Source organism: Agromyces sp. NPDC058136 (genome assembly GCF_042884375.1).
In the GTDB taxonomy this organism is placed as follows: Bacteria; Actinomycetota; Actinomycetes; order Actinomycetales; family Microbacteriaceae; genus Agromyces.
The window spans coordinates 542,214-564,526 of sequence record NZ_JBHVUA010000003.1; the positions used below are offsets into that span (position 1 = coordinate 542,214).

Genomic DNA, 22,313 nt, shown 5'->3' on the forward strand with positions numbered 1-22,313 from the left:
ATGGTGAAGCTCGAGGCGGATGGTTCGTTCACGACGGAGTTCCGGGTGACGTCGAAGGGTGCGTCGACCGCGGTGTACACGATCGCGGATCACACCGCGATGCAGGACCGTTCGCAGGACGCGAAGGTCACCGTCACCTTCGCGAAGCCCGAGCCGACCGGCCCGAGCCTCACGGTCACCCCGTCGAAGGACGTCGACGCGTCGCAGGACAACACCTTGATGGTCGCCGGAACCGGGTTCACCGGCGCGGGCGCGGCGCTCGGCGCGTACGTGCTGCTCGGCGACGCCGCGATCTGGTCGGGCGACGGCCCGCTCGTCGCCGAGGGCTGGCTCGCGCAGGCCTGGGTGCGACCGGCGCAGATCGTCGACGGTGCATTCACCACGACGATCACGATCCCGAAGGGGAGCTTCGACCCGTCGAAGCAGTACGTCGTCGCGACCTCGGCCGCGCACGGCCTCTCGGTCACCGATCGCTCGCTGGACGCCTTCGCCCCGATCGCCGTGAAGGCGGGCACGACGCCGCCGATCACGCCCCCGACGAACCCGCCGACCGAGCCGACGACGCCGGCGAAGCCCACCGTTCCCGGCGGATCGCTCAGCTGGGGCGTGAACGCCGCCTTCGTCGACTACATCCTCGGCCCCACCGCGAACGGCAGCATCTCGGTCTCCGGCGGCGCGACGAAGTCGGTCGACGTCTTCCAGTTCGGGCAGACCGGCGGCAGCTTCACCGAGACTGCGAACCGCGGCACCGCCGAGTACGGCGGCACGATCCGCTTCACCGGCCACGGCGGACAGCTCGCGGTGAGCTTCGCGGACCCGACGCTCCGCGTCATGTCGCCGACGGCCGGCATCCTCAGCGTCGTCGTCAACGGCGACCGCGTCGACCTCGCGAGCGTCGACCTCGGTGCGGCCGCGCGCAGCGCCTCGAACGGTGCGGTGCGCTTCACCGGTGCGCCGGTCACGCTCCTGCAGACGGGTGTCGCCGCCTTCAACGGCTTCTACGTGGCGGGGCAGGCGCTCGCACCGCTGACCGCGGTGCTCGGCGCGCCGGCCGCCGCCCCCGCCGGCGACACGGGCGTGGTCGCCACCGTCGCCGCGGCGAAGTCGACCCGGGCGATCCCGGCGACCCCGCCCGCGACCACGGGGATCGAGCTCGACCAGGCGACGCTCGCCGCCCTCGTGGCCGGCGAGCGGGTCACCGTCTCGGTCGGCGGATTCGAGCCGAACGAGTCCGACATCCACGTCGTCGTCTACTCCGACCCGGTCGTGCTCGAGCGCGAACTGCAGGCCGACGCCGGCGGCGTCGCGACCTGGACGGGCACCCTGCCGGCCGGCCTCGAGGCGGGCGACCACACGCTCACCTTCCAGGGTTCGGTCGCGAAGGGCGTGCGCTTCACGTTGGCCGCACCGAGCGGCCAGTGCACCGTCGCCGACGCGACCCTCGACTGGGGCGTGAAGGAGTCGTTCCGCTCGTACCTCTCGAGCGGCATCGCGAACGGCGAGTGGCAGGTGCAGGGCGCGAGCGAGACCGACGGCGTGTTCGGCTTCACGAGCGGCACCGGGGCGTTCGACGAGCAGGCCGAGCGCGGCACCGTCGCCTTCGGCGGAAGCATCCGCTTCACCGGACACGAGGGCGTGCTCGACACGACCATCGCGAACCCGGGACTCGAGTTCGACGGCACCGGGGTCGCATACCTGACGCTCGACGTCAGCGGCACGACGCAGGACGGGACGCCGGTCGAGGCGAAGCGGGTGCGGTTCGCCGAACTCGACCTCGCCTCCGGGTTCGCCGCGACCGACGGCGCACTCACGGGCGCCGACGTGCCCGCGACGCTCACCGCCGACGGTGCCGCCGCGTTCGGCACCTACGCCGCGGGCGAGGAGCTCGACCCGGTGGACTTCACGATTCCGCTCGCGGCCGACTGCGGGGTCGTCGCGGTCGCCGCGGCCGACACCGCGCAGGTCGAGACCGAGACCAAGACGGTGGATGCCACGGCCGCGGCCGGCTCCGGATGGTCCTGGCTGCTCTGGGCCGGCCTCGGGCTGATTGTGGCGGTGCTCGTCGCGCTCGTTGTGATGCTGCTCCTGCGTTCGCGCCGCTCGGCGGCCTGAGCTCGAGCGAGCCCGGTGGGGCGGTCGGCGTGCAACGTCGGCCGCCCCATTGTCGTGCGGGGCGGGCGCACAGCCGGATGCGGGACAATGGAGGAGTGAGCGACACCCCCGAGCAGCCCGAGACGCCCGACGCGACCACCCCCGAGGAGGCGCCGGTCTTCGAGACGGCTGCGACGCGCGACGAGGTCCGTGTGAAGCGCTCGCCGCGCTACGGCGCCTTCATGATCGCGGGTGCGGTGGTCGGCGCGATCGTCGCCTTCGTGCTCTCGTTCGCCTTCGCCCCGACCGACGCGCAGATCGCCGAGCGTCTGCAGAGCGACTTCACCTACAGCCAGGGCCAGGTGTTCGGGTTCCTGCTGCTCGGCGGCGTCGCGCTCGGCGTCGCGCTCGGCGCGGTCGTCGCGCTCATCGTCGACCGGGTGCTCGCCGGTCGCGCGAAGTCCTTCACCGCCGAGCACGAGTCGACGCACCGCATCGCCGAATAGGTAGGTGCATCCGCAGCAGCGTAGGTCGGCCTGCGAAGCACCCATCGCGGGCACTACGTCAGTGATCTGCGATTGGTATCGCCTGCAGGTGCCGTGTGCTGCCGGCAGTACGTCACTGATATGCCCCTGGTATCGCGGCGAAGGTCGACCGCGCACACCGTTACGTCACTGATACGACTCCGGTATCGGTGATACCGGTCGCGTATCAGTGACGTAGTGCGCGGAAGGCGACGTCCACGGGCGGGCTCTGGGGCCAACCTGCGAGCAGAGACCGTCGACAGCGGCCCGCGAAGTGCGTCGCGCTCACGGGCTGCAGTCGCGGAGCTCAGCTGAGCTGCGTGCGCTCCACCCAGCCGAGGTACTCGTCGGTGACGGTGCCGGTGACGTACTCGCCCGTGAAGCACGAGAGGTCGAGCTGCTCGATCGAGGTGCCCTCGGTGATCGCGGCCTGCAGGTCGGCGACCTCCTGGTAGATCATGTGGTCGGCGCCGAGCTCGGCCGCGATCTCGGGGATCTTGCGGGCGTGGGCGATGAGCTCCTGACGGCTCGGCATGTTGATGCCGTAGACGTGGGGGTAGCGCACCGGGGGAGCCGCCGAGGCGAAGGTGACCTTGTTGGCGCCCGCGTCGCGTGCCATCTGCACGATCTGCTGCGACGTCGTGCCGCGCACGATCGAGTCGTCGACGATGAGGATGTTCTTGCCGCGGAACTCGGTGCCCATCGCGTTGAGCTTCTGCCGCACCGAACGCTTGCGCTCGGCCTGGCCGGGCATGATGAACGTGCGACCGACGTAGCGGTTCTTGTAGAAGCCCTCGCGGTACTCGATGCCGAGCTTCTGCGCCACCTGCATCGCCGACGGGCGCGAGGAGTCGGGGATCGGCATGACGACGTCGATGTCGCCGAGCGGCATGTGCGTCGCGACCGTGCCGGCGAGCCGGTCGCCCATGCGCAGGCGCGACTCGTAGACCGAGATGCCGTTCATGACCGAGTCGGGGCGGGCGAGGTACACGTACTCGAACGAGCAGGGGATGAGCACGGGGTTCGTCGCGCACTGCCGCGAGATCATCTCGCCGTCGAGGGTGATGAAGATCGCCTCGCCGGGCTCGACGTCGCGCACGATCTCGTAGTCGCCGTTCTCGAGCGCGAGCGACTCGGAGGCGACGATCCACTCGTCCTTGCCGGCGGCGGTCACGCGCTTGCCGAGGATGAGCGGGCGGATGCCGAACGGGTCGCGGAATGCGAGGAGGCCGTAGCCGGCGATCATCGAGATGACCGCGTACGAGCCCTCGACGCGCTGGTGCACCTGCGCGACCGCTTCGAAGATCTGGTCGGGGTCGAGCTCGAGCCCCTTGATCTGCCCCTGCAGCTCGGTCGCGAGCACGTTCAGCAGCATCTCGGTGTCGCTCGTCGAGTTCACGTGGCGGCGGTCGATCGAGAACAGGTCGCCCGAGAGTTCGCGGGTGTTCGTGAGGTTGCCGTTGTGCACGAGGATGATGCCGTACGGAGCGTTCACGTAGAACGGCTGCGCCTCCTCCTCGCGCTCGGCCGCACCCTTCGTCGTGTAGCGCACGTGGCCGAGGCCCATGTTGCCGATGAGCGAGCGCATGTCGCGCGTGCGGAACGCTTCGCGCACCTGCCCGCGCGCCTTCGCCATGTGGAAGACGGGGCCGTCAGCGGTGGCGATGCCCGTCGAGTCCTGCCCGCGGTGCTGCAGGAGGAGCAGGCTGTCATAGATCTGCTGGTTGACGGGTTCGGTGGAAACGATGCCGACGATGCCGCACATGCGAGCGATGGCTCCTCGTGGGGGTGTGGTGAGCGACCGGATCCGGCCTCGTCGATTCTCCCACATGCGCGCGGGTGAGCCGGCTGAATGCGGGCTGGTGCTCAGCTGAGCACGGACCGCTGCGATCGCGGCTCGGGCTCAGTACTCGGAGGGCTTCGGCAGCACCGCCATGGTGCAGCGCGACACGCAGACGAGCTTGCCGTCCTCCTGCGTGATCTTGATCTCCCACACCTGCGTCGTGCGCCCGCGGGTGAGCGGCGTCGCCTCGCCGATCACCCAGCCGTCGGCGATCGGGCGAACATGGTTCGCATTGATCTCCATGCCGACGCAGTAGTACTTCGCAGGGTCGACGGTGAAGGTCGCGCCCCAGCTCGCCAGGGTTTCGGCGAGGGCGACGGATGCTCCGCCGTGCAGCACTCCGCCGGGCTGGCGCGTGCGCCCGTCGACCGGCATGCGGCCCTTCAGCGACGTCTCGGTGATCTCGGTCATCTCGATGCCGAGTGCGCGCAGGGCCGTGCCCTCGCTGCGGGAGTTCGCCCACTCGACCTGGGGCTCGCCGAACCAGATGCTCATCCCCAGAGTCTCGCATGCCGGTTCGTCGGTCGAGGAGCGCCGACGCGAAGCGGCGACGCGTCTCGAGACCCTGCCTACGCCAGCTCCGCGATGATCGGGTGGATGGCGTCGTCGAACGCCGAGGCATCCGACCTGAGCGTGTCGGTGACCGCGACGGTCATCGCACCGATCCACCAGACCCCTGCGCCCGCGAGCGGCAGCACCTCGACGTTGAGCTCGAAGGAGTGCGCGCGGCGACCGACCTCTCGCTCGTGCTCGGCGATCGTGCCCGCGTACGCCCGGTACGAGTTGCCGAGCCGTGCGGCCGACGCGCTGCGGTAGTTGTCGTGCGCCCATTCGGCCCAGGCGCGTGCGGCTTCGGCGTGCGGCACGACCGCCTTCGCGAGCACCTCGGCGCCCGCGTTGGGCAGCGCGATCTCGGTGTCGAACTCGGCGACGAGTTCGAGCGGCACCGGCGAGGGATGCGCCTCGGGCTCGACCGTCATCGCCCACCATTCGCGCCACTGCCGTTCGAGCAGGTCGTGCTCGTCGATCGGGAGCCTGGCGCCCACCGCGCCGACATCGCGGAGCCTCGGCAACTCGACCGGCGAGGCGATCGCGAGCACTTCGCGCAGATACAGGGCGAGCAGTACCGGGCGACTCGCGTTCTCACGGATCACCCACGATGGTGCGGCCCCCGGTGCCATGCTCGGATTCTACGCTCGCGGTCCGTCGGCGGCCCCGCATGCGGGACGACACGCCGGGCCCCGGGCACAGGTACCCTTGACGGGTGAGCGCGAACTCGTCATATGCCGCTGCCGGAGTCGACACCCGAGCGGGGGATCTCGCCGTCGAACTCATGAAGGAGGCGGTCGCCGCCACGCACGGGCCCAACGTGCTCGGCGGAGTCGGCGGCTTCGCCGGCCTCTTCGACCTCTCGTTCGTCAAGGACTACGAGCGGCCGCTGCTCGCGACCTCGACCGACGGCGTCGGCACGAAGATCGCGATCGCGCAGGCGCTCGACAAGCACGACACCATCGGCCAGGACCTGGTGGGCATGGTCGTCGACGACATCATCGTCGTGGGCGCGAAGCCCCTGTTCATGACCGACTACATCGCCTGCGGCAAGGTCGTGCCCGAGCGCATCGCCTCGATCGTCACCGGCATCGCGCGCGCCTGCGCCGACACCGGCACCGCGCTCGTCGGCGGCGAGACGGCCGAGCACCCGGGCCTCATGGGCGCCGATGACTACGACGTCGCCGGCGCCGCGGTCGGCGTCGTCGAGGGCGACCGCCTGCTCGGTGCCGAGCGCGTCGTCGACGGCGACGTCGTCATCGCGATCGAGTCGAGCGGTCTGCACTCGAACGGATTCTCGCTCGTGCGTCACATCCTGAACGGCAAGGGCATCGGCTACACGGACGCCTCGGCCGAACTCGGCACCACGTGGGGCGAGGCCCTGCTCGAACCGACGCGCCTCTACACGGGCCCGCTCGTGCAGCTGCTCGCCGGCGCGAACGGCACCGCCGTGCACTCGCTCTCGCACGTCACGGGCGGCGGCATCGCGGCGAACCTCGCCCGGGTGCTGCCGATCGGCTCCCGCGTCGAGCTCGACCGCGCCACTTGGTCGCCCGCCCCCGTGTTCCGCGTGCTCAACGAGCTCGCCGGCACCATGCTCGAGTCGACCGAGGGCACCTGGAACCTCGGCATCGGCTTCTTCGCCGTCGTCGAGGCGAGCGCCGCACCCGCGATCATCGCGGAGCTCGGCACGCTCGGGCTGCCGGCGTGGCAGGCCGGCACGGTCGCCTTCGGCGACGCGGCGACGGCAGCGGCCGACGGCTGGGAGCAGGGCGCGAAGGGCGTCGACGGCGGCGCGGTGCGCCTGATCGGCTCGTACGCGGGCTGATCGCCATGCGCCCCCGGGTCTCCTTCGGCATCATCGGCACGACGGATGCCTCGGCCGTCGCGGCACTCGCACCGCGCCTCGAGCGGCTCGGCTTCGAGACCCTCTGGGTGAACGACGTGCCGGGCGGCGATTCGCTCGAACGACTTCGCGTCGCGGCGGACGGCACCGAGCGGTTGCGGCTGGCGACGGGCGTGATCCCGATCGACCGGCGGCCCGTCGCCACGCTCGACCTCGCCGGCATCCCCGCCGAGCGCACGACGTTCGGCATCGGTTCGGGTCGTGCGGCGAAGCCGCTCGGGCTCATGCGTGCAGGCGTCGCCGAGCTGCGGGGTCGGAGCGAGGCATCCATCGCACTCGGCGCACTGGGGCCGAAGATGCGCGAGCTCGCCGCCGAACTCGCCGACGGTGTACTGCTCAACTGGCTGACCCCCGAAGCCGCGCGAGCGGCGACCGCCGAACAGCGTGCCTCGGCGACTGCAGCCGGTCGTGCCGCCGCCGACGGTCGCGTGGTCACCTACGTGCGCACCGTCACCGATGAGGCGGCGCGCCCGGTGCTCGAGGTCGAGGCGCATCGCTACGAGCAGGTGCCCGCGTACGCGGCGAACTTCGCCCGGCTCGGCACCGGTGCGCTCGACGCGACGATCCAGACCGCGGCGAGGCTCGCCGACTACCTCGCCGACGGCATCGCCGACGAGGTGGTGCTGCGAGCGATCACGCCGACGAACGCACTCGCCGAGCTCGAACGGTTCGCCGAGACGGCGGCCGAGTGGCTCGACGGAGGCATCGCTGACGCCGGCATCGCCGACGCACGCCGCAACGACGTGTGACGAGGGTCGATGGGGTGCGTCGGATGCCGTGACGGCGGGTGACTACGCGCGCTGTTCGCGCTGCTCGTCACCTGCGGCGTAGGCCTCGTCGTCATCGTCGTCGGCGTACTCCGCCCACTTCGCCGCTGCCTCGCTGTAATCGTCATGCTGCGAGCTCGTGAGCTCGCGCTCAAGCGCGTTGTAGTCGGTGTTCGGGCTGAAGTACTTCAGCTCCCGAGCGACCTTGGTGTGCTTGGCTTTCTGACGGCCGCGCCCCATGCGTGACCCCCTTACGACATCTGGCCGGGTGGGATGGTCGTCACCCGGCGCTCACCTGAAAGAAATTCGTCCAGAGGCCAGTTTAGCACCGCCGATCGGAGTGAACGGCGGTCTCCACAGCCGTCGCCGCCCCCGTGCGTCGACATGCTGCGAGCACTCAGCCAGACATGCTGAGATTGGGGTGTGAACACGAGCCCCGAACGCGTCAAGGTCGTCGTGATCGGGGCCGGTCAGGCGGGTCTCTCGGTCGCGTACTACCTGCGACGATTCGAACTCGTCGCCGGCGAGGACTTCGTCATGCTCGACCGGGCTCCCGGCCCCGGCGGCGCGTGGCAGCACCGCTGGTCGTCGCTGCGACTCGGTACGGCGCACCGCGTCAACGACCTGCCCGGCATGGCCGATCTCGGACTCAGCTTCGACACCGCCGACCGAGCCCTCCCCGCGCGAGAGGTCGTCGCCGACTACTACGGGCGATTCGAGGAGCACTTCGACCTGAAGGTGCGCCGCCCCGTCGACGTGCGGTCGGTCAGCAACGAGGGCGTCGACCTGCTTGTTCGGTACGAAGACCTCAGCCCCCAGCCCGTCGAAGAGCTGAAGTCGCGCGGGCTCTTCGGCCGGCGTCGCAAGACCTTCGAGGCGCCGCAGACGAAGTCGCCGCCGCTGCACGAGCTCTCGGCGCAGTTCCTCGTGAACGCCACCGGCACGTGGGGCTCGCCGTTCGTGCCGTACTACCCGGGCATGGGCGAGTTCGCCGGCCGGCACCTGCACACCTCCGACTTCTCCTCCGCCGAAGACTTCCGCGACCAGCACGTCGTCGTCGTCGGCGGCGGCACGAGCGCGATCGGCTTCATGCTCGAGCTCGAGAACGTCGCCGCGGGCCTCACCTGGGTCTCGCGCCGCCCCATCGACTGGCGCGACGGCCAGGAGCTCGACCTCGAGGGCGCTTCGGCCGCGGTCGCGGCGCAGGACGAGGCGGCCCGCTCCGGACGCGCGCTGCCGTCGATCGTGAGCGGCACCGGCGTGCCGAAGAGCCGCCGCATCGCCGCGGGCATCGAACGGGGCCTGCTCGTCGCGCGACCCATGTTCGACCGCATCGAAGACGATCGCGTCGTGTGGGACGGCGAGCAGCAGGGCACCGCCCGCGCCGACGCCATCATCTGGGCGACGGGGTTCCGCCCCGAACTGCGCCATCTGGCGCCGCTCAAGCTTCGCGAGAAGGCCGGCGGCGTGACCGTCGGGCAGGGCGCGGCGTGGAGCGACCCGCGCGTGTTCCTCGCGGGCTACGGTCCGCAGGCGTCGACGATCGGGGCGAGCCGCGCCGGCCGCATGATCGCCCGCCAGATCATGGCGATGATCTAGGGCATCGCCCGCCGGTTGAGGGGCGCCGACGCGCCGCGGCGACACTCCCGCTGGTTGAGGAGCGCCGACGCGCAGCGGCGACGCGCCCGCCGGTTGAGGAGCGCCGACGCGCAGCGGCGACGCGTCTCGAAACCTGGTGATCGGGTCTCGAAAGCGGCTCACGGGGTTTCGAGACGCGTGCTCCTCCGTCGCGCGCTCCTCAACCAGCGGGGTCGGGCGCTCCTCAACCAGCGATTACTTCGGCGGCTGCACCGCGTCGTACGACTCGCGCACGAGCGCCTCGAGCACGTCGAGGTCGACGTCGTCGAGGTTCTTCAGGTAGAGGCACCCGACGCTCGTCGTGTGCGGCCCGAGCCGCTCGAGCAGTTCGGGGTGCTGGGTGATGCCGGGCAGCAGGTACACCGTCATCGCGGGCTTGCGCGGGGAGAACGCCGCAGCGGGGGTCACGCCCTCGCGGCCGCTCTCGTACTTGTAGTGGTACTCGCCGAAGCCGACGATCGACGGCCCCCACATGTACGGCGTCTCACCGGTGACGCGCTGCATCAGGGCGAGCATCGTCTGCGCGTCGCGCCGACGCACGCGGTGCGTCACTCCGTCGAGGAAGACCTCGACCGGGACATCCGTTCGTTCGGTCGCCATGTCGGGAGCCTACCGCCGTGCGCTGACAGTGCACCCCTATCGCGGCCGCTTCGACCCGCTCTCGGCGAGCGGGCGGCGCGGCGCGGGCCGGCGCGGCTCGCCGCGGCGATCCTGTCCGGGCAGCGGCCGCGAACGGCGCCCGTAGAGCAGGTCGGAGGAGTCGAGCAGCCACGGCACGAGCGCGACCGTGACGCCGTGCACGAGCATGACCTTCTGCCGAATGCGACGGGCCTTGTGGTTGTGCAGGATGTTCTCCCACCAGTGGCCGACGATGTACTGCGGCATGTAGACCGTGATCACTTCGGATCCGTGCTCTTCGCGGTGCTGCTTGATGTACTGGATGAGCGGGTGGCTGAGGTCGCGGTACGGCGACGACAGGATGCGCAGCTTCACGTGGATGTTCATCTTCACCCACTCCTTCTTGAGCTGCTTCGTCTGCGCCTCGTCGATCGAGACGTGCACGGCCTCGAGCGAGTCGTGGCGTGCGGCGATCGCGTAGTCGAGGGCCTTCAGCGTCGGCTTCTGCATGCGGCCCACGAGCACGATCGCGTGGTCGCCGGTCGAACCGAACGTCGTGGTCGGGTCGACCTCGATCTCCTTCTCGACGTCGCGGTAGTAGCGGTGCACGCCCATCATGAGGAAGAAGAGGATCGGCATGAGCACGAACACGATCCACGCGCCGTGCGTGAACTTCGTGACCGTGACCACGATGAGCACGACCGCGGTCATCGCCGCGCCGATGGCGTTGATGGCGAGGGCGCGCATGATCGCGCCGCGGGTGAGCGGCTTGTCGCCGGATGCCTCGCCAGCAGCCTTCGCGGTCGCCTGCTTCGCCGTGGGCAGTCCGCCGCTCCGCGACGGGTGCGCAGAACGGTCGGGGGTGCGCAGCGCCCGGAGCCAGTGCCGCACCATGCCGGTCTGGCCGAGCGTGAAGGAGACGAACACGCCGATGATGTACAGCTGGATGAGCACGGTCAGGTTCGCCTGGAAGATGACGAGGATGACGCAGGCGGCGAGCGCGAGGATGAGCACGCCGTTCGAGTAGATGAGGCGGTCGCCGCGCGTCGAGAGCGACTTCGGCGCGTAGCCGTCGCGGGCGAGCACCGAGCCGAGCAGCGGGAACCCGTTGAACGCGGTGTTCGCCGCGAGCAGCAGCACGAGCGCGGTGGCCGCCTGGATGACGTAGAAGAACACCGTCGAGTCGCCGAACGTCGCCGCCGCGACCTGCGCGATGAGGCTCCGCTGCGGCTCGGTGGCGCACTCGGCCCAGCCGATGAGGTGGCACGGGTCCTCGGCGTAGTGCACCTGCGAGATGATCGCGAGCGCGGTGAGCCCCGCGAACAGCACGATGGCGATGCCGCCCATGAGCACGAGCGTCCGCTGCGCGTTGCGCACCTTCGGCACCCGGAACGCGGGGACGCCGTTCGAGATCGCCTCGACGCCGGTGAGCGCGGAGCATCCGCTCGCGAAGGAACGCAGGAGGAGCAGGATCATCGCCGCCTGCGTCATCTCCTCCGCCTGCACGGCGAACCCGGCCGACTCGGCGACCGGGGGGTCGCCGAGGAGGGAGCGGCCGAGTCCGACGACGACCATCACGAAGACGCTGCCGATGAACAGGTACGTCGGGACGGCGAACGCCTTCGACGACTCGCTCACCCCGCGGAGGTTGATCGCCGCGAGGATGATCACGAACAGCACGGCGAGCTCGACGCGGAACGGATTCAGCTCGGGGATCGCCGAGATGATGTTGTCGACGCCCGAGGCGACCGACACGACGACGGTCATGACGTAGTCGACGAGGAGCGCGGAGGCGACGACGAGGCCGGCCTTCTCGCCGAGGTTGCGGTGCGCGACCTCGTAGTCGCCGCCGCCCGAGGGGTACGCGCGGATGAGCTGCCGGTAGCTCGCCACCACGGTCACGAGCAACACGACGACCGCGAGGGCGACCCACGGGGCGAAGCTCAGGAAGGCGAGGCCGCCGACCATGAGGATCATGAGGAGCTCCTGCGGGGCGTACGCCACGGAGGAGAGCGGGTCGCTCGCGAAGATCGGCAGTGCCAGGTGCTTCGGAAGCAGCTGCCCCTCGAGCTTCTCGGTGGGCAGGGGGTCGCCGATGATCCAGTGCTTCGGCGACTTCAGTTCTGCAGGCGGGTCGCCGGCGTCGTTCGTCACGGCGGATGACACTACTCCTGCATCGGCGCATGTCAAGACGGGCTTGCTACAGTTGAGCAGTTCGGGCCTCATCGAGACCTGAATGCAACCGAGAGCCCCGCTCTCGCACCGCCTGACCGCCGACCTCCCAGGAGCCGAAGTGAACCGTGCGACGCAGCTCGCGCGCGGCACCGCCACGGCCTCGATCGCGCTCTTCCTCGCGGCGTTCTCGCACGGCATCGCCGGCGGAGAAGCACCGGGCGGCGTCGGGCTCGCACTCGCCGGCATCGTGGCGCTCGGCGCCTCGACCGCCCTCATCGGGCGCCGCACCTCGCCCGTGCGCACCGCGCTCGCCGTCCTCGTGAGCCAGGGCGCGTTCCACCTGCTCTTCGGCATCGGCGCGGGGCCCGGCACCGGATCCTTCGTCGTCAGCGGCGCGGGCCACCACCAGACCGTGGCGTTCGTCGACGCCGCTGCAGGCGCCGCCGCGCAGTCGGCGCACGCCGGGCACGCCTTCGCCGAGTTCGGCGACGCCGCGATGTTCGCCGGGCACGCGCTCGCCGCGGTGCTGACGATCGTCTACCTCCTCGCCGTCGAGCGGGTCGCCTGGGCCGCGCTCGCCGGGGCCACCCGTCGTGTCGTGCTCGTGCTCAGTGGGCGCGCCGCCGAGCCCGCGGTCGTCGCGGCCGGGCCGGGCCTCGCCCGTCTCGACGCGTTCGCGCCCCCGCGCCTGCGGTCGCGCCTCCGTTTCGCAGCCCTCCGCTACCGCGGGCCCCCGTCGCCCCTCGCCTTCGTCTGACCCTCCGCCGTTCGGCGGAACATCACGAAGACTCCGGATGCCACGCACCCACCTCGGTCGCCGCGCACCCCGCGCCGTCCGGAGCACGAGGAGAGAGACTCCCCAATGACCCGCAGCACCACCGCCGCCATCGCGGCCCGCCCCACCCGCCTCCGCACCGCGATCCTCGCGGCCACGGCACTGACCTTCGCCGCGGCGCTCGCCCTCACCGGCGGCACCGCAGCGCAGGCGCACGACGAGCTGATCGGCTCGAGCCCCGAGCCCGGCCAGGTGTTCGACGCCTCGCCCGCCGAGATCTCGCTCGACTTCTCGAACGACATCATCGAGGTCGGCACCGCCGTCGTCGTGGTCGACCACCACGGTGAGGAGATCGAGGTGGGCGACCCCGTGATCGCCGGTGCCAAGGTCACCGCGACCCTGCCCGCCGACCTCTCGGGCGACTACCAGGTGCGCTGGCGCGCGGTCTCGAGCGACGGCCACCCCATCGAGGGCACCATCGACTTCGGGGTCGGCGCCGACGCGACCGGCACGTGGACGGAGGAGGCGCCGCACGACGCCCCCGCGAGCGACGACGCCGAAGAGCACGGCGACGAGCACGCCGACGCCGAGCAGACCTCCGCGAGCGGCCCCGACGGCTGGGCCGTCGCCGGCTTCGTGGTCGGCGGGCTGGGCGTCATCGCGCTCATCGTCGCCGTCATCGTGAACGCGCGCCGCAAGAGCGCGGGCCCCGGCGCGGGCCCCGGCGCCGGCAACGGCACCGACGCCGGCAACGGCCCGGCCGTCTGAGCCGCGGAGGACGATCATCATGCAGCGACACACCGCGATCACCCCTGCCCTCGGCGCCGCCCTCGCGACGCTCCTCCTGCTCTCGGGCTGCGCCGGTACGGCCGGCGCCGCCGGCGCAGACTCGGCCGAGACGGCCGCCGCGACGCCCGCGCCCGAGGCCGCGGCATCCATCACCCTCGAAGAGGCCTGGGTCAAGGCCGCCGATGACGGCATGACCGCCCTCTTCGGACACCTCGTGAACGAGGGCGGCGACACGACGCTCGTCGCCGCGTCGACCGAGGCGGCCGAGATGGCCGAGCTCCACGAGACCGTCGAAAAGGACGGCGCGATGATGATGCGCCAGAAGGAGGGCGGTTTCGCCCTCGCCGCCGGCGAGACCTTCGTGCTCGAGCCGGGTGCGAACCACGTCATGATCATGGGGCTCACCGGCCCCCTGCTCGCTGGCGACGAGGTCACCGTCACCCTCGAGTTCGAGGACGGCTCGACCCTCGAGGTCACCGCGCCGGTGAAGGACTACTCGGGCGCGAACGAGGAGTACGACGGGGCAGAGGCTCACTGATGTCCCGTGAACCCGGCAGAGGGTTCTCGCGGCGGCAGCTCCTGTTCGGAGGTGCCGCCGCGGCCGGGGCCGGCGCGGCGACCGTACTCGGCGCGCAGGCGGTCGGCGGTGCGCTCGCGGTCGGCGGTGCGCCCGACGCAGCCGTCGCCGGGGAGGCCGAGCGCGCCGCGCGACTCGCCCTCGAGACCGCCGTCGGCGAGGCGACCGTGCCGTTCCACGGCGCCCGCCAGGCCGGCATCGAGACCCCGCCGCAGGCGTGCACCCGCTTCCTCGCCCTCGATCTCCTGCCCGAGGTCGACGCCGCAGCCCTCCGCCGCATGCTGCGAGTGCTGAGCGACGACGCGGCGCGCATCACGCAGGGGCGTGCGCCGCTCGCCGACACCGAACCCGAACTCGCCCACATGCCGGCCCGGCTCACCGTCACCTTCGGGTTCGGGCCGGGCCTGGTCGAGCGCGCCGGCGGCACCGCCCCCGAGTGGTTGCGGCCGTTGCCGGCCTTCGGCATCGACCGGCTGCGGCCCGAGTGGTCGGGCGGCGACCTGCTGCTCCACCTCTGCGCCGACGACCCCGTCACCGTCGCGCACGCCGCACGCATGCTGCTGAAGGACGCCCGCTCGTTCGCGAGCGTGCGCTGGACGCAGCAGGGCTTCCGTCGTGCGGCGGGGGCCGAGGCATCCGGCCAGACGATGCGCAACCTGTTCGGGCAGCTCGACGGCACCGTCAACCCGAAGCCCGGCACCGCCGACTTCGACGAGCTCGTCTGGGCGACGGGAGAGCCGGCGTGGCTCGGCGGCGGCACGTCCCTCGTGCTGCGGCGCATCGCGATGGACCTCGACGGCTGGGACCGCGTCGACCGGCCGGGCCGCGAGGCCGCCGTCGGACGCAAGCTCGCGAGCGGCGCACCGCTCACGGGCGAGCGCGAGCACGACGAGCCCGACTTCGAGGCGCTCACCCCCGTCGGGTTCCCGTTGATCGCCGATTTCTCGCACCTGCGCCGCTCGCGCAGCGAGGTGCAGGGCGAGCGCATCTTCCGTCGCGGGTACAACTACGACGAGTCGCCCGCCGACGGCTCGGTCTCGGACGCGGGGCTGCTGTTCGCCTCGTACCAGGCCGACGTCGACCGGCAGTTCGTGCCCATCCAGCGCCGTCTCGACGAGCTCGACCTGCTCAACGAGTGGACGACGCCCATCGGTTCGGCGGTCTTCGCGATCCCGCCCGGTTGCGCCGAGGGCGGGTACATCGGCGACATGCTCGTCTGACGCAGCGCATGGGCGGATGCCACGGCCTGCGCCGTGGCATCCGCCCGCCTCAGCCGTACAGGCTGCGCCTGCTGCTTGTGCAGGAGAATTGCGCTGAAGCGTGCTGTCAGCAAGGGATAGCGCCCAATCTCCTGCACAAGCAGCGGCAGCAGCGGTCGGGTCAGCGGAACGCGAGGTACGCGGCGGCCGCCGCGGCGAGCCCGAGTGCCAGGGTCACGACGACGTTCAGCACCGCGGCACGCCAGCAGCCGCCGGTCGCGAGTTCGATCGTCTCGACGCTCCAGGTGCTGAACGTCGTGAGGCCGCCGCAGAACCCGGTGACGAGCACGAGTCGCAGGTCGCCATCGAGCGCCGCGCGTTCAGCCAAGCCGATGAGCGCTCCGGCGACGCCCGAACCGACGACGTTCACGATGAGGATCCCGCCGGGCAGGTGCCCCGGTCGCACCGGGAAGGCCTTGGACAGCAGGTAGCGCAGCACGGCACCGACGGCGCCCGCACCCAGCACCGCCGCGACCACGAGCGGACTCAGCGAGCCGCTCACAGGGTGGACCCCGCATCGCTGACCTCGTGCGGCATCGGGCGATGGGCGAGGCGCGAACCGAGATTCAGGCCGAGGGCCGCGAGCAGCAGCCCGCCCGCCACCGACACGAGCAGGTAGAGGGCGCCGAGCCAGACCTCGCCCTCCCGGGTGAGCACGATGAGCGAGGCCATCACCGCGGAGAGCGTGGTGAACGAGCCGATGAGCCCCGAACCGAGCCCGGCCTTGAGCCACGTGGGTGTCGTCGGCCTCGTCCAGAGACCCCCGACGAGCCAGCCGAGCGCGAACGTGCCGACGAGGTTCACGATCAGCGTCTCGACGGGGAACTCGGCCTCGCCGTGCGGGAACGCGAGATCGAAGCCGAGCCGGAGCCCCGTGCCGAGCACGCCGCCCACCGCGACGGCGACGAGCGTCAGGGCGGGGGAGGAGCGCACCACTCGAGGGTACGCCCGGTGCGCGTCACGGTGCGCGCTCGGTCACGGCGGGCTCCGTCACGGCGCGTGCGTCACGGCGCGTGCAGAGCGAGCTCGGCGACCCAGTCGTTCGTGCGCAGCACCCCGCCGCCGACCTCGAAGTCCTCTTCGCCGAGCAGGGTGAACCCCGCTTTGCGGCAGACGGCGTTCGACGCCGCGTTGTCGACCGAGGGGTAGGCGTGCACCGCGAGTGTCTCGCCCGCGGCGCGGGCCTCGGCCAGCATGAGCCGCACGGCTGCCGGCGCGATGCCGCGCCCCCGGTAGGCGGCCTCGACCGACCAGCCAGTCTCGAGCGCGGGCGCCCCGCGCCACTCGTGCCGCCAGTAGCCGACCATGCCGACGCCCTCGGGGTGCCCGGGGATCGTGATGCGGAACTGCAGCCCCCGGCCCTCGCGGGCGAGGCGCAGGTAGCGCTCGTGCCGGGCCCGCACCTGTTCGTCGTTCTCGACGCCGCCGACCCAGTTCATGAGCTCGGGCGTGTTCGCGCGACGCAGGAGCTCGAGGTCGCCGGGCGACCACGGGTGCAGCTCGACGTGCGCTTCGCTCATACCCCCATCGAAGCACCGACCACCGACGCGCGCTTGCGGTGCGGGTGCGGGGTGCGGGTGCTGGTGCGGGGCGCGGGGTGCGTGGGCCCAGCAGTTTCGAGGAGATCTGCAGATCTGAGGAGCGGGTGCGGCCTTTGGGACCTCGAGTCGGCAGATCTCCTCAGCTCGGCCGGGGCATCGAGATCGAGTGGGCAGATATTGCTCTTCGGGAGCCCGTGTGGGTTCATATCTGCCCACTCGATTCCGGATGCGCGTGAGCGCGCGCGGGCGAGCCCGTGCGACGTCAGCGCGTCAGCGTCGCGAGCACGTCGGCCTGCACCTGCGCGAGGCGGGCCTTCAGCAGCGTCACCGTCTCGGGCGAGACGAGTCCATGGCTGGCGTGCGAGCGCAGCTCGGTGCGCAACTGCTGGCGGAACTCGTTGAGCACGAGGTCGGCCTCGTGCACGGCGCGCGTCGACTCGACCCGGGCGTCGGTCGAGAAGGGAGACGAAGACGACGAACCGGACGAACCGGACGAACCGGACGAACCGGACGATGACGCAGACGGCGAGGACGCCGGCGACGACTTCGCCGCGCGCTTCGCTTCACGGGCGGCGCTCGCGAGCTCGGCCCGCAGCGAACGCATCGCGTCGTTGACCTCGGCGCGCACGCCCTCGGCGAGCCGGCGCACCGAGTCGGTCACCTCGTCCTCGATGGCGTCGAGCTCGTGCCGGCGGGCGTCGAGCTCTGCGCGCCCCGCGTCGGTGATCTCGTAGACGGTCTTGCGGCCGTCGCTCGTCTTCGTGACGAGCCCCTCCTCCTCGAGCTTCGAGAGTCGCGGGTAGATGGTGCCGGCGCTCGGCGAGTAGGTGCCGCCGAAGCGGTCTGACAGCGCCTGGATCAGCTCGTAGCCGTGCCGCGGCTGCTCCTCGAGGAGGGCGAGCAGGTACAGGCGCAGGCTGCCGTGGGCGAAGACGGGCGGGGTCATGCGGATGCCTCGCCCCCGGTCTCGCTCGACGACTCGGAGCCGTTCGCCGAGGCGTCGGCGGCTGCGCCGGAGGCATCCGCCGGCGTCGCGACGGGTTCGCGCCGGATCACCGAGATCGAACCCGAGACGCTGTTCGCGCCGAGGTCGAGCCAGCGGCCCGCGAGTTCGCCCGTGACGCGTTCGAAGCCCTTGCCGAGCACGCCCTTGATGGTGGTGTCGTCGATGAGCACGGTGCCGCCGACGGTGTTGACGCGGTAGCGGGCGCCCGTGCCGCCGTCGAAGCGCACGGTGAGGTCGCCGGCGACCGTGTTGGTGTCGATGCGGTCGGGGGTGCCGAAGGCGTCGAGCATCATGTTGCCCGAGACGGTGTCGACGTTGAACGAGCGAACGTCGCCGGTCGCGACGATGTCGCCCGAGACGCTGTGGCCGGTGATGCGGCCGGTGTGGTTGCCGGCCGAGATCTCGCCGGAGACGCTCGAGAGCTCGACGTCGCCCTCGTGGTTGTCGAGCACGAGCTCGCCCGAGACGGTGCTGAGCTTCGCGTCGGTCGCGAAGCCCGAGACGAGGGCGTCGCCCGAGACGACGCCGAGCTTCAGGGCGACGTGGCGCGGCGCGAGGATCGAGACCTGCGCCTTCGCGTTGCCGGCCCACCCCTTGAATGCGTCGATGAAGTTGTCCCACCGCAGTTGCGGGTGGTCGATCTCGAGGGTGTCGCCGTCGATCTGCACGAGGAGGTCCTTGCCGGTGACGCCCGTGATCTCGACGCGGGCGCCGGGTTCGTCGTGCGCGATGACGTCGACCTTGCCGCCGATGAGGCTCACCTTGAGCTTGCGCACCAGCTCGAGGTCGATGACGCGTGACTGGCCGGGGGTGATGACCCACTTCTCGATGGTCATGTCGTGCTGCTCCTTCGTGTGCGAGGGGGTGCCCGTGGCATCCGCCCCTCTGAAATCTCGGTTCAAATCGCGATATATCGCGATTGCGATGAATCTCACGATATATCGCGTTTGAGCGAGATGCAAGCGGCAATCGGATGCCACGCGCTTGACCTTGACGCAACGTCAAGTTCTAACGTGGTGAACACACGAGAGGAGGCCGCACATGGACTGGTCGATCCAGGAGATCGCGAAGCTCGCCGGCACGACGAGCCGCACGCTCCGTCACTACGACGATCTCGGGCTGCTCGCACCGAGCCGCATCGCGTCGAACGGGTACCGCCACTACGACGAGCGCGCGCTCGTGCGACTGCAGCGCATCCTGCTGCTGCGCGAGCTCGGGCTCGGGCTACCCGCGATCGGCGAGGTCCTCGACGGCGACGCCGACGAGGCGCACGCCCTCGCGGCCCATCTCGGATGGCTCCGACAGGAGCGGCAACGGCTGGCGCGGCAGATCGCGTCGGTCGAGAAGACCATCGAGAAACTGGAAGGAGGTGAACGACTCATGGCAGAGGAGATGTTCGACGGCTTCGACCACACCGAGTACCGGGAGGAGGTCGAAGAGCGTTGGGGCGCCAAGGCCTACGCCGACGGCGACCGCTGGTGGCGCGGTCTCGGCGAAGCCGGGCAGCGCGAGTGGAAGGCCCGGCTCGCCGAGCTGAACCGCGACTGGATCGCGGCGGCCGGGTCGGGCGACGCGCCCGAGGGCCCCGAGGGCCAGGCGCTCGCGAAGCGCCACGTCGAGTGGCTGACGGGGATGCCCGGCACCCCGGCGGCGGTGCCCGGCGGCGACGTCAAGGGCTACGTGATCGGGCTCGGCGAGATGTACGTCGCCGACCCGCGCTTCGGCGCGAACTACGGCGGTCAGCAGGGCGCCGAGTTCGTGCGCGACGCGCTGCGGGCGTACGCCGAGCGCGAGCTGTAGGACGGTCGAAGAGCGCGCGGAGCGAGCGTATCGAGACCAGCGAGGTCTCGATACGCTCGCTCCTTGACCGCCGGAGGTGTCCCGGTGGTCGAGGAGCGCGCGAAGCACGCGTATCGAGACCTGGTGACGAGGTCTCGATACGCTTCGCTACTCGACCGACGCGGGGGTGGGCGCGGGCTCGGGTTCAGGCGCGGCCTCGCCCTGCGGCATCCGCTTCGCCTTCTCGGGCACGCGGAAGAACGGCAGCGTGAACCCGCAGAGCGGGCCGATGAGGATCGCGAACGCGACGGTGCCGAGGCCGACGTCGCCGCCGAGCAACCAGCCGATCGCGAGCACGGAGACCTCGACGATCGTGCGGCCGACCCAGATCGGCCAGCCGGTGCGCGCGTGGATGCCGGTCATGAGGCCGTCGCGCGGGCCGGGCCCGAAACGGCTGCCGATGTAGAGCCCGCTCGCGACGGCGAGGAGGAGGAGGCCGCCCGTGAAGAGCAGGATCTGCTGCCACAGTTCGGGCGGCGTCTGGATGAACCAGAGCCCGAGTTCGATGCTCGGCCCGATGAGCAGGATGTTGAGCACCGTGCCGAGACCGGGCTTCTGCCGCAGCGGGATCCAGAGGAGGAGGACCGCGAGGCCGATGAGGTTCGTGAGCCAGCCGATGCCGATGCCCGTGAGGTTCGAGAGGCCCTGCGCGAAGACCGTCCACGGATCGACGCCGAGGGCTGCACGGATGAGCATCGCGTCGGCGATGCCGTAGAGCACGAGCCCGATGAGCAACTGGGGGATACGGCGAAGCATGGATACATCCAATTTCAAGATTGGACTGTTGACAAGTAGCCAATTCATCTAAAGTGGCTCGCATGTCGGATGCCACGCTCAGCGCCCGTGCGCTCGAGACCCTCCTCGGTGACTGGCGCGGCGCCGCGCGCGCCGCCGCCTACCTCGCGCTCGCCGAACGCGTCCGCCTGCTCATCCTCGACGGGCGGGTGAGCGTCGAGACGCGCCTGCCCGCCGAACGCGAGCTCGCCGAACGGCTCGGGCTCAGCCGCACCACGGTCACCGCGGCCTACCGTCACCTCCGCGAACAGGGCCTGCTCCGCAGCGTCCGCGGCTCGGGCAGCGTCGCCCGTCTGCCCGGTGCGCCTGCGGCCATGCCAGTACCGCCCGCGGCCCTCCACCTCGATCTCTCGAAGGCCGCGCCGCCCGCCCTGCCGTGGCTCGCCGAGATCGCCCGCGAAGCCGCCGACGAACTGCCCGCACACCTCGGCGACTCGGGCTTCGACCCCATCGGCACGCCCGCCCTCCGGCAGGCCATCGCCGACCGCTACGCGAAGCGCGGGCTGCCGACCTCGCCCGAGCAGATCATGGTCACGATCGGGGCGCAGCACGCCATCGCCCTGCTCTCCCGGGTGCTCGTCGGGCGCGGCGACCGGGCGGTCATCGAGGCGCCGACCTACCCGCACGCCTACGAGGCACTGCGCATCGCGGGTGCCCGACTCGTGCCCGTCCCCGTCAGCCCCCACGATGCCGACCCGGGCGCCGTGGCCGAGGTCGATGCGCTCGAACAGGCCTTCGCCCGGGCGAACCCCTCGGTCGCGTACCTCATGCCCGACTTCCAGAACCCGACCGGGCGCAGCCTCGACGAGTCGGCCCGTGAGCGGGTGCTCGACGCCGCCGCGCGGCAGGGCACGGTGATCCTCGCCGACGAGACCACCGCCGAGCTCGACATCGACCGCCCGTTCTCGCCGCTGCCGCTCGCGGCCTACGGCCCGCCGGGCACCGCAGTGCTCATCGGGTCGGTGGGCAAGACCGTCTGGGGCGGCGTGCGCATCGGGTGGATCCGAGCCGAGCCCGCCCTCATCCGCAAGCTCGTCGCCGTCCGCGCGCCCGGCGACCTCGGCACGCCCATCCTCGAACAGATCCTCGTCACCCGGCTCATGCCCCGGATGGACGAGATCCTCGAGCTGCGCCGCACCGAACTGCGCGCCGGCCGCGACCGGCTCGAAGCGCTCATCGCCGACGCGTTCCCCGACTGGCACGTGCCGCGCATCGACGGCGGCATCGCGACCTGGATCGGCATCGGCGCCCCCGTGAGCTCGCAGCTCGCGCTCGCCGCCCGTTCGCAGGGGCTGCTCATCGCGGCCGGGCCGCGATTCGGCATCGACGGTGCGTTCGAACGCTTCCTGCGCCTGCCGATCTGCCAGACGATCCCCGAGACCGAGGCGGCCGTGCAGGCGCTGCGGGTCGCGTGGGAGTCGATGGCCGGGATGCCGGTGGTCGACGCCGGCCTGCTGCCGGCGGTCGTGTAGCCCAGGGCTTCGGGCGCCGCCTCGATGGCGCGCGAGTGCGGGGCGGGGGGGGGCCCCGGTGGGCCGCCCCCCCCCCCCCCCGCCGGGGGGGTGGGGGGGCCCCCCCCGCCCCCCCCGGGGGGGGATTTTAAAAAAAACCAGCCCCCCAA

The 22,313-nt window shown here is 71.3% G+C and carries 23 protein-coding genes; 11 read left to right on the forward strand and 12 right to left on the reverse strand.

From position 1 onward, the window contains the following. Both ACFVTX_RS12055 and ACFVTX_RS12060 read left to right on the forward strand, forming a co-directional pair. A partial coding sequence (locus ACFVTX_RS12055) for an HtaA domain-containing protein (protein WP_386900327.1) occupies positions 1-2,112 on the forward strand: 2,112 nt, incomplete at its 5' end. A gap of 95 nt (positions 2,113-2,207) precedes the next feature. Next, entirely contained in the window at positions 2,208-2,597 is a 390-nt protein-coding gene (locus ACFVTX_RS12060; RefSeq protein WP_386900329.1) for a hypothetical protein, read from the forward strand. 325 nt (positions 2,598-2,922) lie between these two features. Here ACFVTX_RS12060 and purF read toward each other — a convergent pair whose 3' ends face one another. The 3 genes from purF to ACFVTX_RS12075 form a co-directional block, all read right to left on the reverse strand. Next, a complete protein-coding gene (purF, locus tag ACFVTX_RS12065) occupies positions 2,923-4,380 on the reverse strand; it encodes an amidophosphoribosyltransferase (protein WP_386900331.1) in 1,458 nt (485 codons plus the stop codon). A gap of 138 nt (positions 4,381-4,518) precedes the next feature. Continuing rightward, entirely contained in the window at positions 4,519-4,953 is a 435-nt protein-coding gene (locus tag ACFVTX_RS12070; RefSeq protein ID WP_386900333.1) for a PaaI family thioesterase, read from the reverse strand. Between the two features lie 74 nt (positions 4,954-5,027). Beyond that, positions 5,028-5,639, reverse strand: coding sequence for a zinc-binding alcohol dehydrogenase (locus ACFVTX_RS12075; protein ID WP_386900334.1), 612 nt, complete (start codon positions 5,637-5,639; stop codon positions 5,028-5,030). An 83-nt stretch (positions 5,640-5,722) separates the two neighbouring features. Between ACFVTX_RS12075 and purM the strand changes: the two genes are divergently transcribed. Together purM and ACFVTX_RS12085 are read left to right on the forward strand one after the other, a co-directional pair. Next, a complete protein-coding gene (gene purM, locus ACFVTX_RS12080) occupies positions 5,723-6,835 on the forward strand; it encodes a phosphoribosylformylglycinamidine cyclo-ligase (protein WP_386900336.1) in 1,113 nt (370 codons plus the stop codon). 5 nt (positions 6,836-6,840) lie between these two features. After that, positions 6,841-7,662: an LLM class flavin-dependent oxidoreductase gene (locus ACFVTX_RS12085; protein WP_386900338.1), complete on the forward strand. Its 822-nt coding sequence runs from the start codon at positions 6,841-6,843 to the stop codon at positions 7,660-7,662. Between the two features lie 42 nt (positions 7,663-7,704). Here the strand turns inward: ACFVTX_RS12085 and ACFVTX_RS12090 are convergent, their stop codons facing one another. Beyond that, the gene (locus tag ACFVTX_RS12090; protein WP_386900340.1) at positions 7,705-7,920 is read right to left on the reverse strand and encodes a DUF3073 domain-containing protein; all 216 of its coding nucleotides are present in this window, start codon (positions 7,918-7,920) and stop codon (positions 7,705-7,707) included. Positions 7,921-8,103: 183 nt separating this feature from the next. Between ACFVTX_RS12090 and ACFVTX_RS12095 the strand changes: the two genes are divergently transcribed. Then, positions 8,104-9,279, forward strand: a complete 1,176-nt coding sequence (locus tag ACFVTX_RS12095) for an NAD(P)-binding domain-containing protein (RefSeq protein WP_386900342.1) — start codon at positions 8,104-8,106, stop codon at positions 9,277-9,279. 234 nt (positions 9,280-9,513) lie between these two features. Here ACFVTX_RS12095 and ACFVTX_RS12100 read toward each other — a convergent pair whose 3' ends face one another. After that, the gene (locus tag ACFVTX_RS12100; RefSeq protein WP_386900344.1) at positions 9,514-9,918 is read right to left on the reverse strand and encodes a DUF1801 domain-containing protein; all 405 of its coding nucleotides are present in this window, start codon (positions 9,916-9,918) and stop codon (positions 9,514-9,516) included. Positions 9,919-9,954: 36 nt separating this feature from the next. Next, a complete protein-coding gene (locus tag ACFVTX_RS12105) occupies positions 9,955-12,036 on the reverse strand; it encodes an APC family permease (RefSeq protein WP_386900420.1) in 2,082 nt (693 codons plus the stop codon). Positions 12,037-12,229: 193 nt separating this feature from the next. On the opposite strand from ACFVTX_RS12105, the gene ACFVTX_RS12110 reads away from it, so the two are divergent. The 4 genes from ACFVTX_RS12110 to ACFVTX_RS12125 all read left to right on the forward strand — a co-directional run bounded on the left by ACFVTX_RS12110 (position 12,230) and on the right by ACFVTX_RS12125 (position 15,472). Continuing rightward, positions 12,230-12,868, forward strand: coding sequence for a hypothetical protein (locus ACFVTX_RS12110; protein ID WP_386900346.1), 639 nt, complete (start codon positions 12,230-12,232; stop codon positions 12,866-12,868). A gap of 105 nt (positions 12,869-12,973) precedes the next feature. After that, positions 12,974-13,654 carry a copper resistance protein CopC gene (locus tag ACFVTX_RS12115; protein ID WP_386900348.1) on the forward strand — a complete coding sequence of 227 codons (681 nt, stop codon included), beginning with the start codon at positions 12,974-12,976 and terminating at the stop codon, positions 13,652-13,654. Positions 13,655-13,673: 19 nt separating this feature from the next. Further along, positions 13,674-14,213 carry a copper chaperone PCu(A)C gene (locus ACFVTX_RS12120; RefSeq protein ID WP_386900350.1) on the forward strand — a complete coding sequence of 180 codons (540 nt, stop codon included), beginning with the start codon at positions 13,674-13,676 and terminating at the stop codon, positions 14,211-14,213. Then, entirely contained in the window at positions 14,213-15,472 is a 1,260-nt protein-coding gene (locus tag ACFVTX_RS12125; protein WP_386900352.1) for a Dyp-type peroxidase, read from the forward strand. The genes ACFVTX_RS12120 and ACFVTX_RS12125 overlap by 1 nt, the downstream gene beginning before the upstream one ends. A gap of 160 nt (positions 15,473-15,632) precedes the next feature. On the opposite strand, the gene crcB is transcribed toward ACFVTX_RS12125, so the two are convergent. From crcB to ACFVTX_RS12150, 5 genes are all read right to left on the reverse strand, one after another. Beyond that, complete coding sequence (gene crcB / locus ACFVTX_RS12130; RefSeq protein ID WP_386900354.1) at positions 15,633-16,013, reverse strand: fluoride efflux transporter CrcB; 381 nt, start codon at positions 16,011-16,013, stop codon at positions 15,633-15,635. Beyond that, positions 16,010-16,444, reverse strand: coding sequence for a fluoride efflux transporter FluC (locus ACFVTX_RS12135; RefSeq protein WP_386900356.1), 435 nt, complete (start codon positions 16,442-16,444; stop codon positions 16,010-16,012). Before ACFVTX_RS12135 ends, crcB begins: the two co-directional genes overlap by 4 nt. A 71-nt stretch (positions 16,445-16,515) precedes the next feature. Continuing rightward, entirely contained in the window at positions 16,516-17,031 is a 516-nt protein-coding gene (locus ACFVTX_RS12140; protein WP_386900358.1) for a GNAT family N-acetyltransferase, read from the reverse strand. 283 nt (positions 17,032-17,314) lie between these two features. After that, positions 17,315-17,998 (reverse strand): PadR family transcriptional regulator, encoded by a 684-nt coding sequence (locus ACFVTX_RS12145; protein WP_386900360.1) that lies wholly within the window; start codon positions 17,996-17,998, stop codon positions 17,315-17,317. Next, complete coding sequence (locus ACFVTX_RS12150) at positions 17,995-18,894, reverse strand: DUF4097 domain-containing protein (protein ID WP_386900362.1); 900 nt, start codon at positions 18,892-18,894, stop codon at positions 17,995-17,997. The genes ACFVTX_RS12145 and ACFVTX_RS12150 overlap by 4 nt, the downstream gene beginning before the upstream one ends. Before the next feature lie 205 nt (positions 18,895-19,099). Between ACFVTX_RS12150 and ACFVTX_RS12155 the strand changes: the two genes are divergently transcribed. Beyond that, complete coding sequence (locus ACFVTX_RS12155; RefSeq protein WP_386900364.1) at positions 19,100-19,858, forward strand: MerR family transcriptional regulator; 759 nt, start codon at positions 19,100-19,102, stop codon at positions 19,856-19,858. A 147-nt stretch (positions 19,859-20,005) separates the two neighbouring features. Here ACFVTX_RS12155 and ACFVTX_RS12160 read toward each other — a convergent pair whose 3' ends face one another. Then, positions 20,006-20,653 (reverse strand): YitT family protein, encoded by a 648-nt coding sequence (locus tag ACFVTX_RS12160; protein WP_386900366.1) that lies wholly within the window; start codon positions 20,651-20,653, stop codon positions 20,006-20,008. A 62-nt stretch (positions 20,654-20,715) separates the two neighbouring features. Here ACFVTX_RS12160 and ACFVTX_RS12165 point away from each other — a divergent pair, with 62 nt between their 5' ends. Continuing rightward, entirely contained in the window at positions 20,716-22,164 is a 1,449-nt protein-coding gene (locus tag ACFVTX_RS12165; protein WP_386900368.1) for a PLP-dependent aminotransferase family protein, read from the forward strand. The last annotated feature ends 149 nt before the right edge of the window (positions 22,165-22,313 follow it).

Bases quoted from the DNA above. Each gene is read 5' to 3' on its own strand.
- purF (WP_386900331.1), bottom strand. From the start codon at position 4,380: ATGTGCGGCATCGTCGGCATCGTTTCCACCGAACCCGTCAACCAGCAG.
- ACFVTX_RS12070 (WP_386900333.1), bottom strand. From the start codon at position 4,953: ATGAGCATCTGGTTCGGCGAGCCCCAGGTCGAGTGGGCGAACTCCCGC.
- ACFVTX_RS12075 (WP_386900334.1), bottom strand. From the start codon at position 5,639: ATGGCACCGGGGGCCGCACCATCGTGGGTGATCCGTGAGAACGCGAGT.
- ACFVTX_RS12085 (WP_386900338.1), top strand. From the start codon at position 6,841: ATGCGCCCCCGGGTCTCCTTCGGCATCATCGGCACGACGGATGCCTCG.
- ACFVTX_RS12090 (WP_386900340.1), bottom strand. From the start codon at position 7,920: ATGGGGCGCGGCCGTCAGAAAGCCAAGCACACCAAGGTCGCTCGGGAG.
- ACFVTX_RS12100 (WP_386900344.1), bottom strand. From the start codon at position 9,918: ATGGCGACCGAACGAACGGATGTCCCGGTCGAGGTCTTCCTCGACGGA.
- ACFVTX_RS12115 (WP_386900348.1), top strand. From the start codon at position 12,974: ATGACCCGCAGCACCACCGCCGCCATCGCGGCCCGCCCCACCCGCCTC.
- ACFVTX_RS12120 (WP_386900350.1), top strand. From the start codon at position 13,674: ATGCAGCGACACACCGCGATCACCCCTGCCCTCGGCGCCGCCCTCGCG.
- ACFVTX_RS12125 (WP_386900352.1), top strand. From the start codon at position 14,213: ATGTCCCGTGAACCCGGCAGAGGGTTCTCGCGGCGGCAGCTCCTGTTC.
- ACFVTX_RS12140 (WP_386900358.1), bottom strand. From the start codon at position 17,031: ATGAGCGAAGCGCACGTCGAGCTGCACCCGTGGTCGCCCGGCGACCTC.
- ACFVTX_RS12145 (WP_386900360.1), bottom strand. From the start codon at position 17,998: ATGACCCCGCCCGTCTTCGCCCACGGCAGCCTGCGCCTGTACCTGCTC.
- ACFVTX_RS12150 (WP_386900362.1), bottom strand. From the start codon at position 18,894: ATGACCATCGAGAAGTGGGTCATCACCCCCGGCCAGTCACGCGTCATC.
- ACFVTX_RS12155 (WP_386900364.1), top strand. From the start codon at position 19,100: ATGGACTGGTCGATCCAGGAGATCGCGAAGCTCGCCGGCACGACGAGC.
- ACFVTX_RS12160 (WP_386900366.1), bottom strand. From the start codon at position 20,653: ATGCTTCGCCGTATCCCCCAGTTGCTCATCGGGCTCGTGCTCTACGGC.
- ACFVTX_RS12165 (WP_386900368.1), top strand. From the start codon at position 20,716: ATGTCGGATGCCACGCTCAGCGCCCGTGCGCTCGAGACCCTCCTCGGT.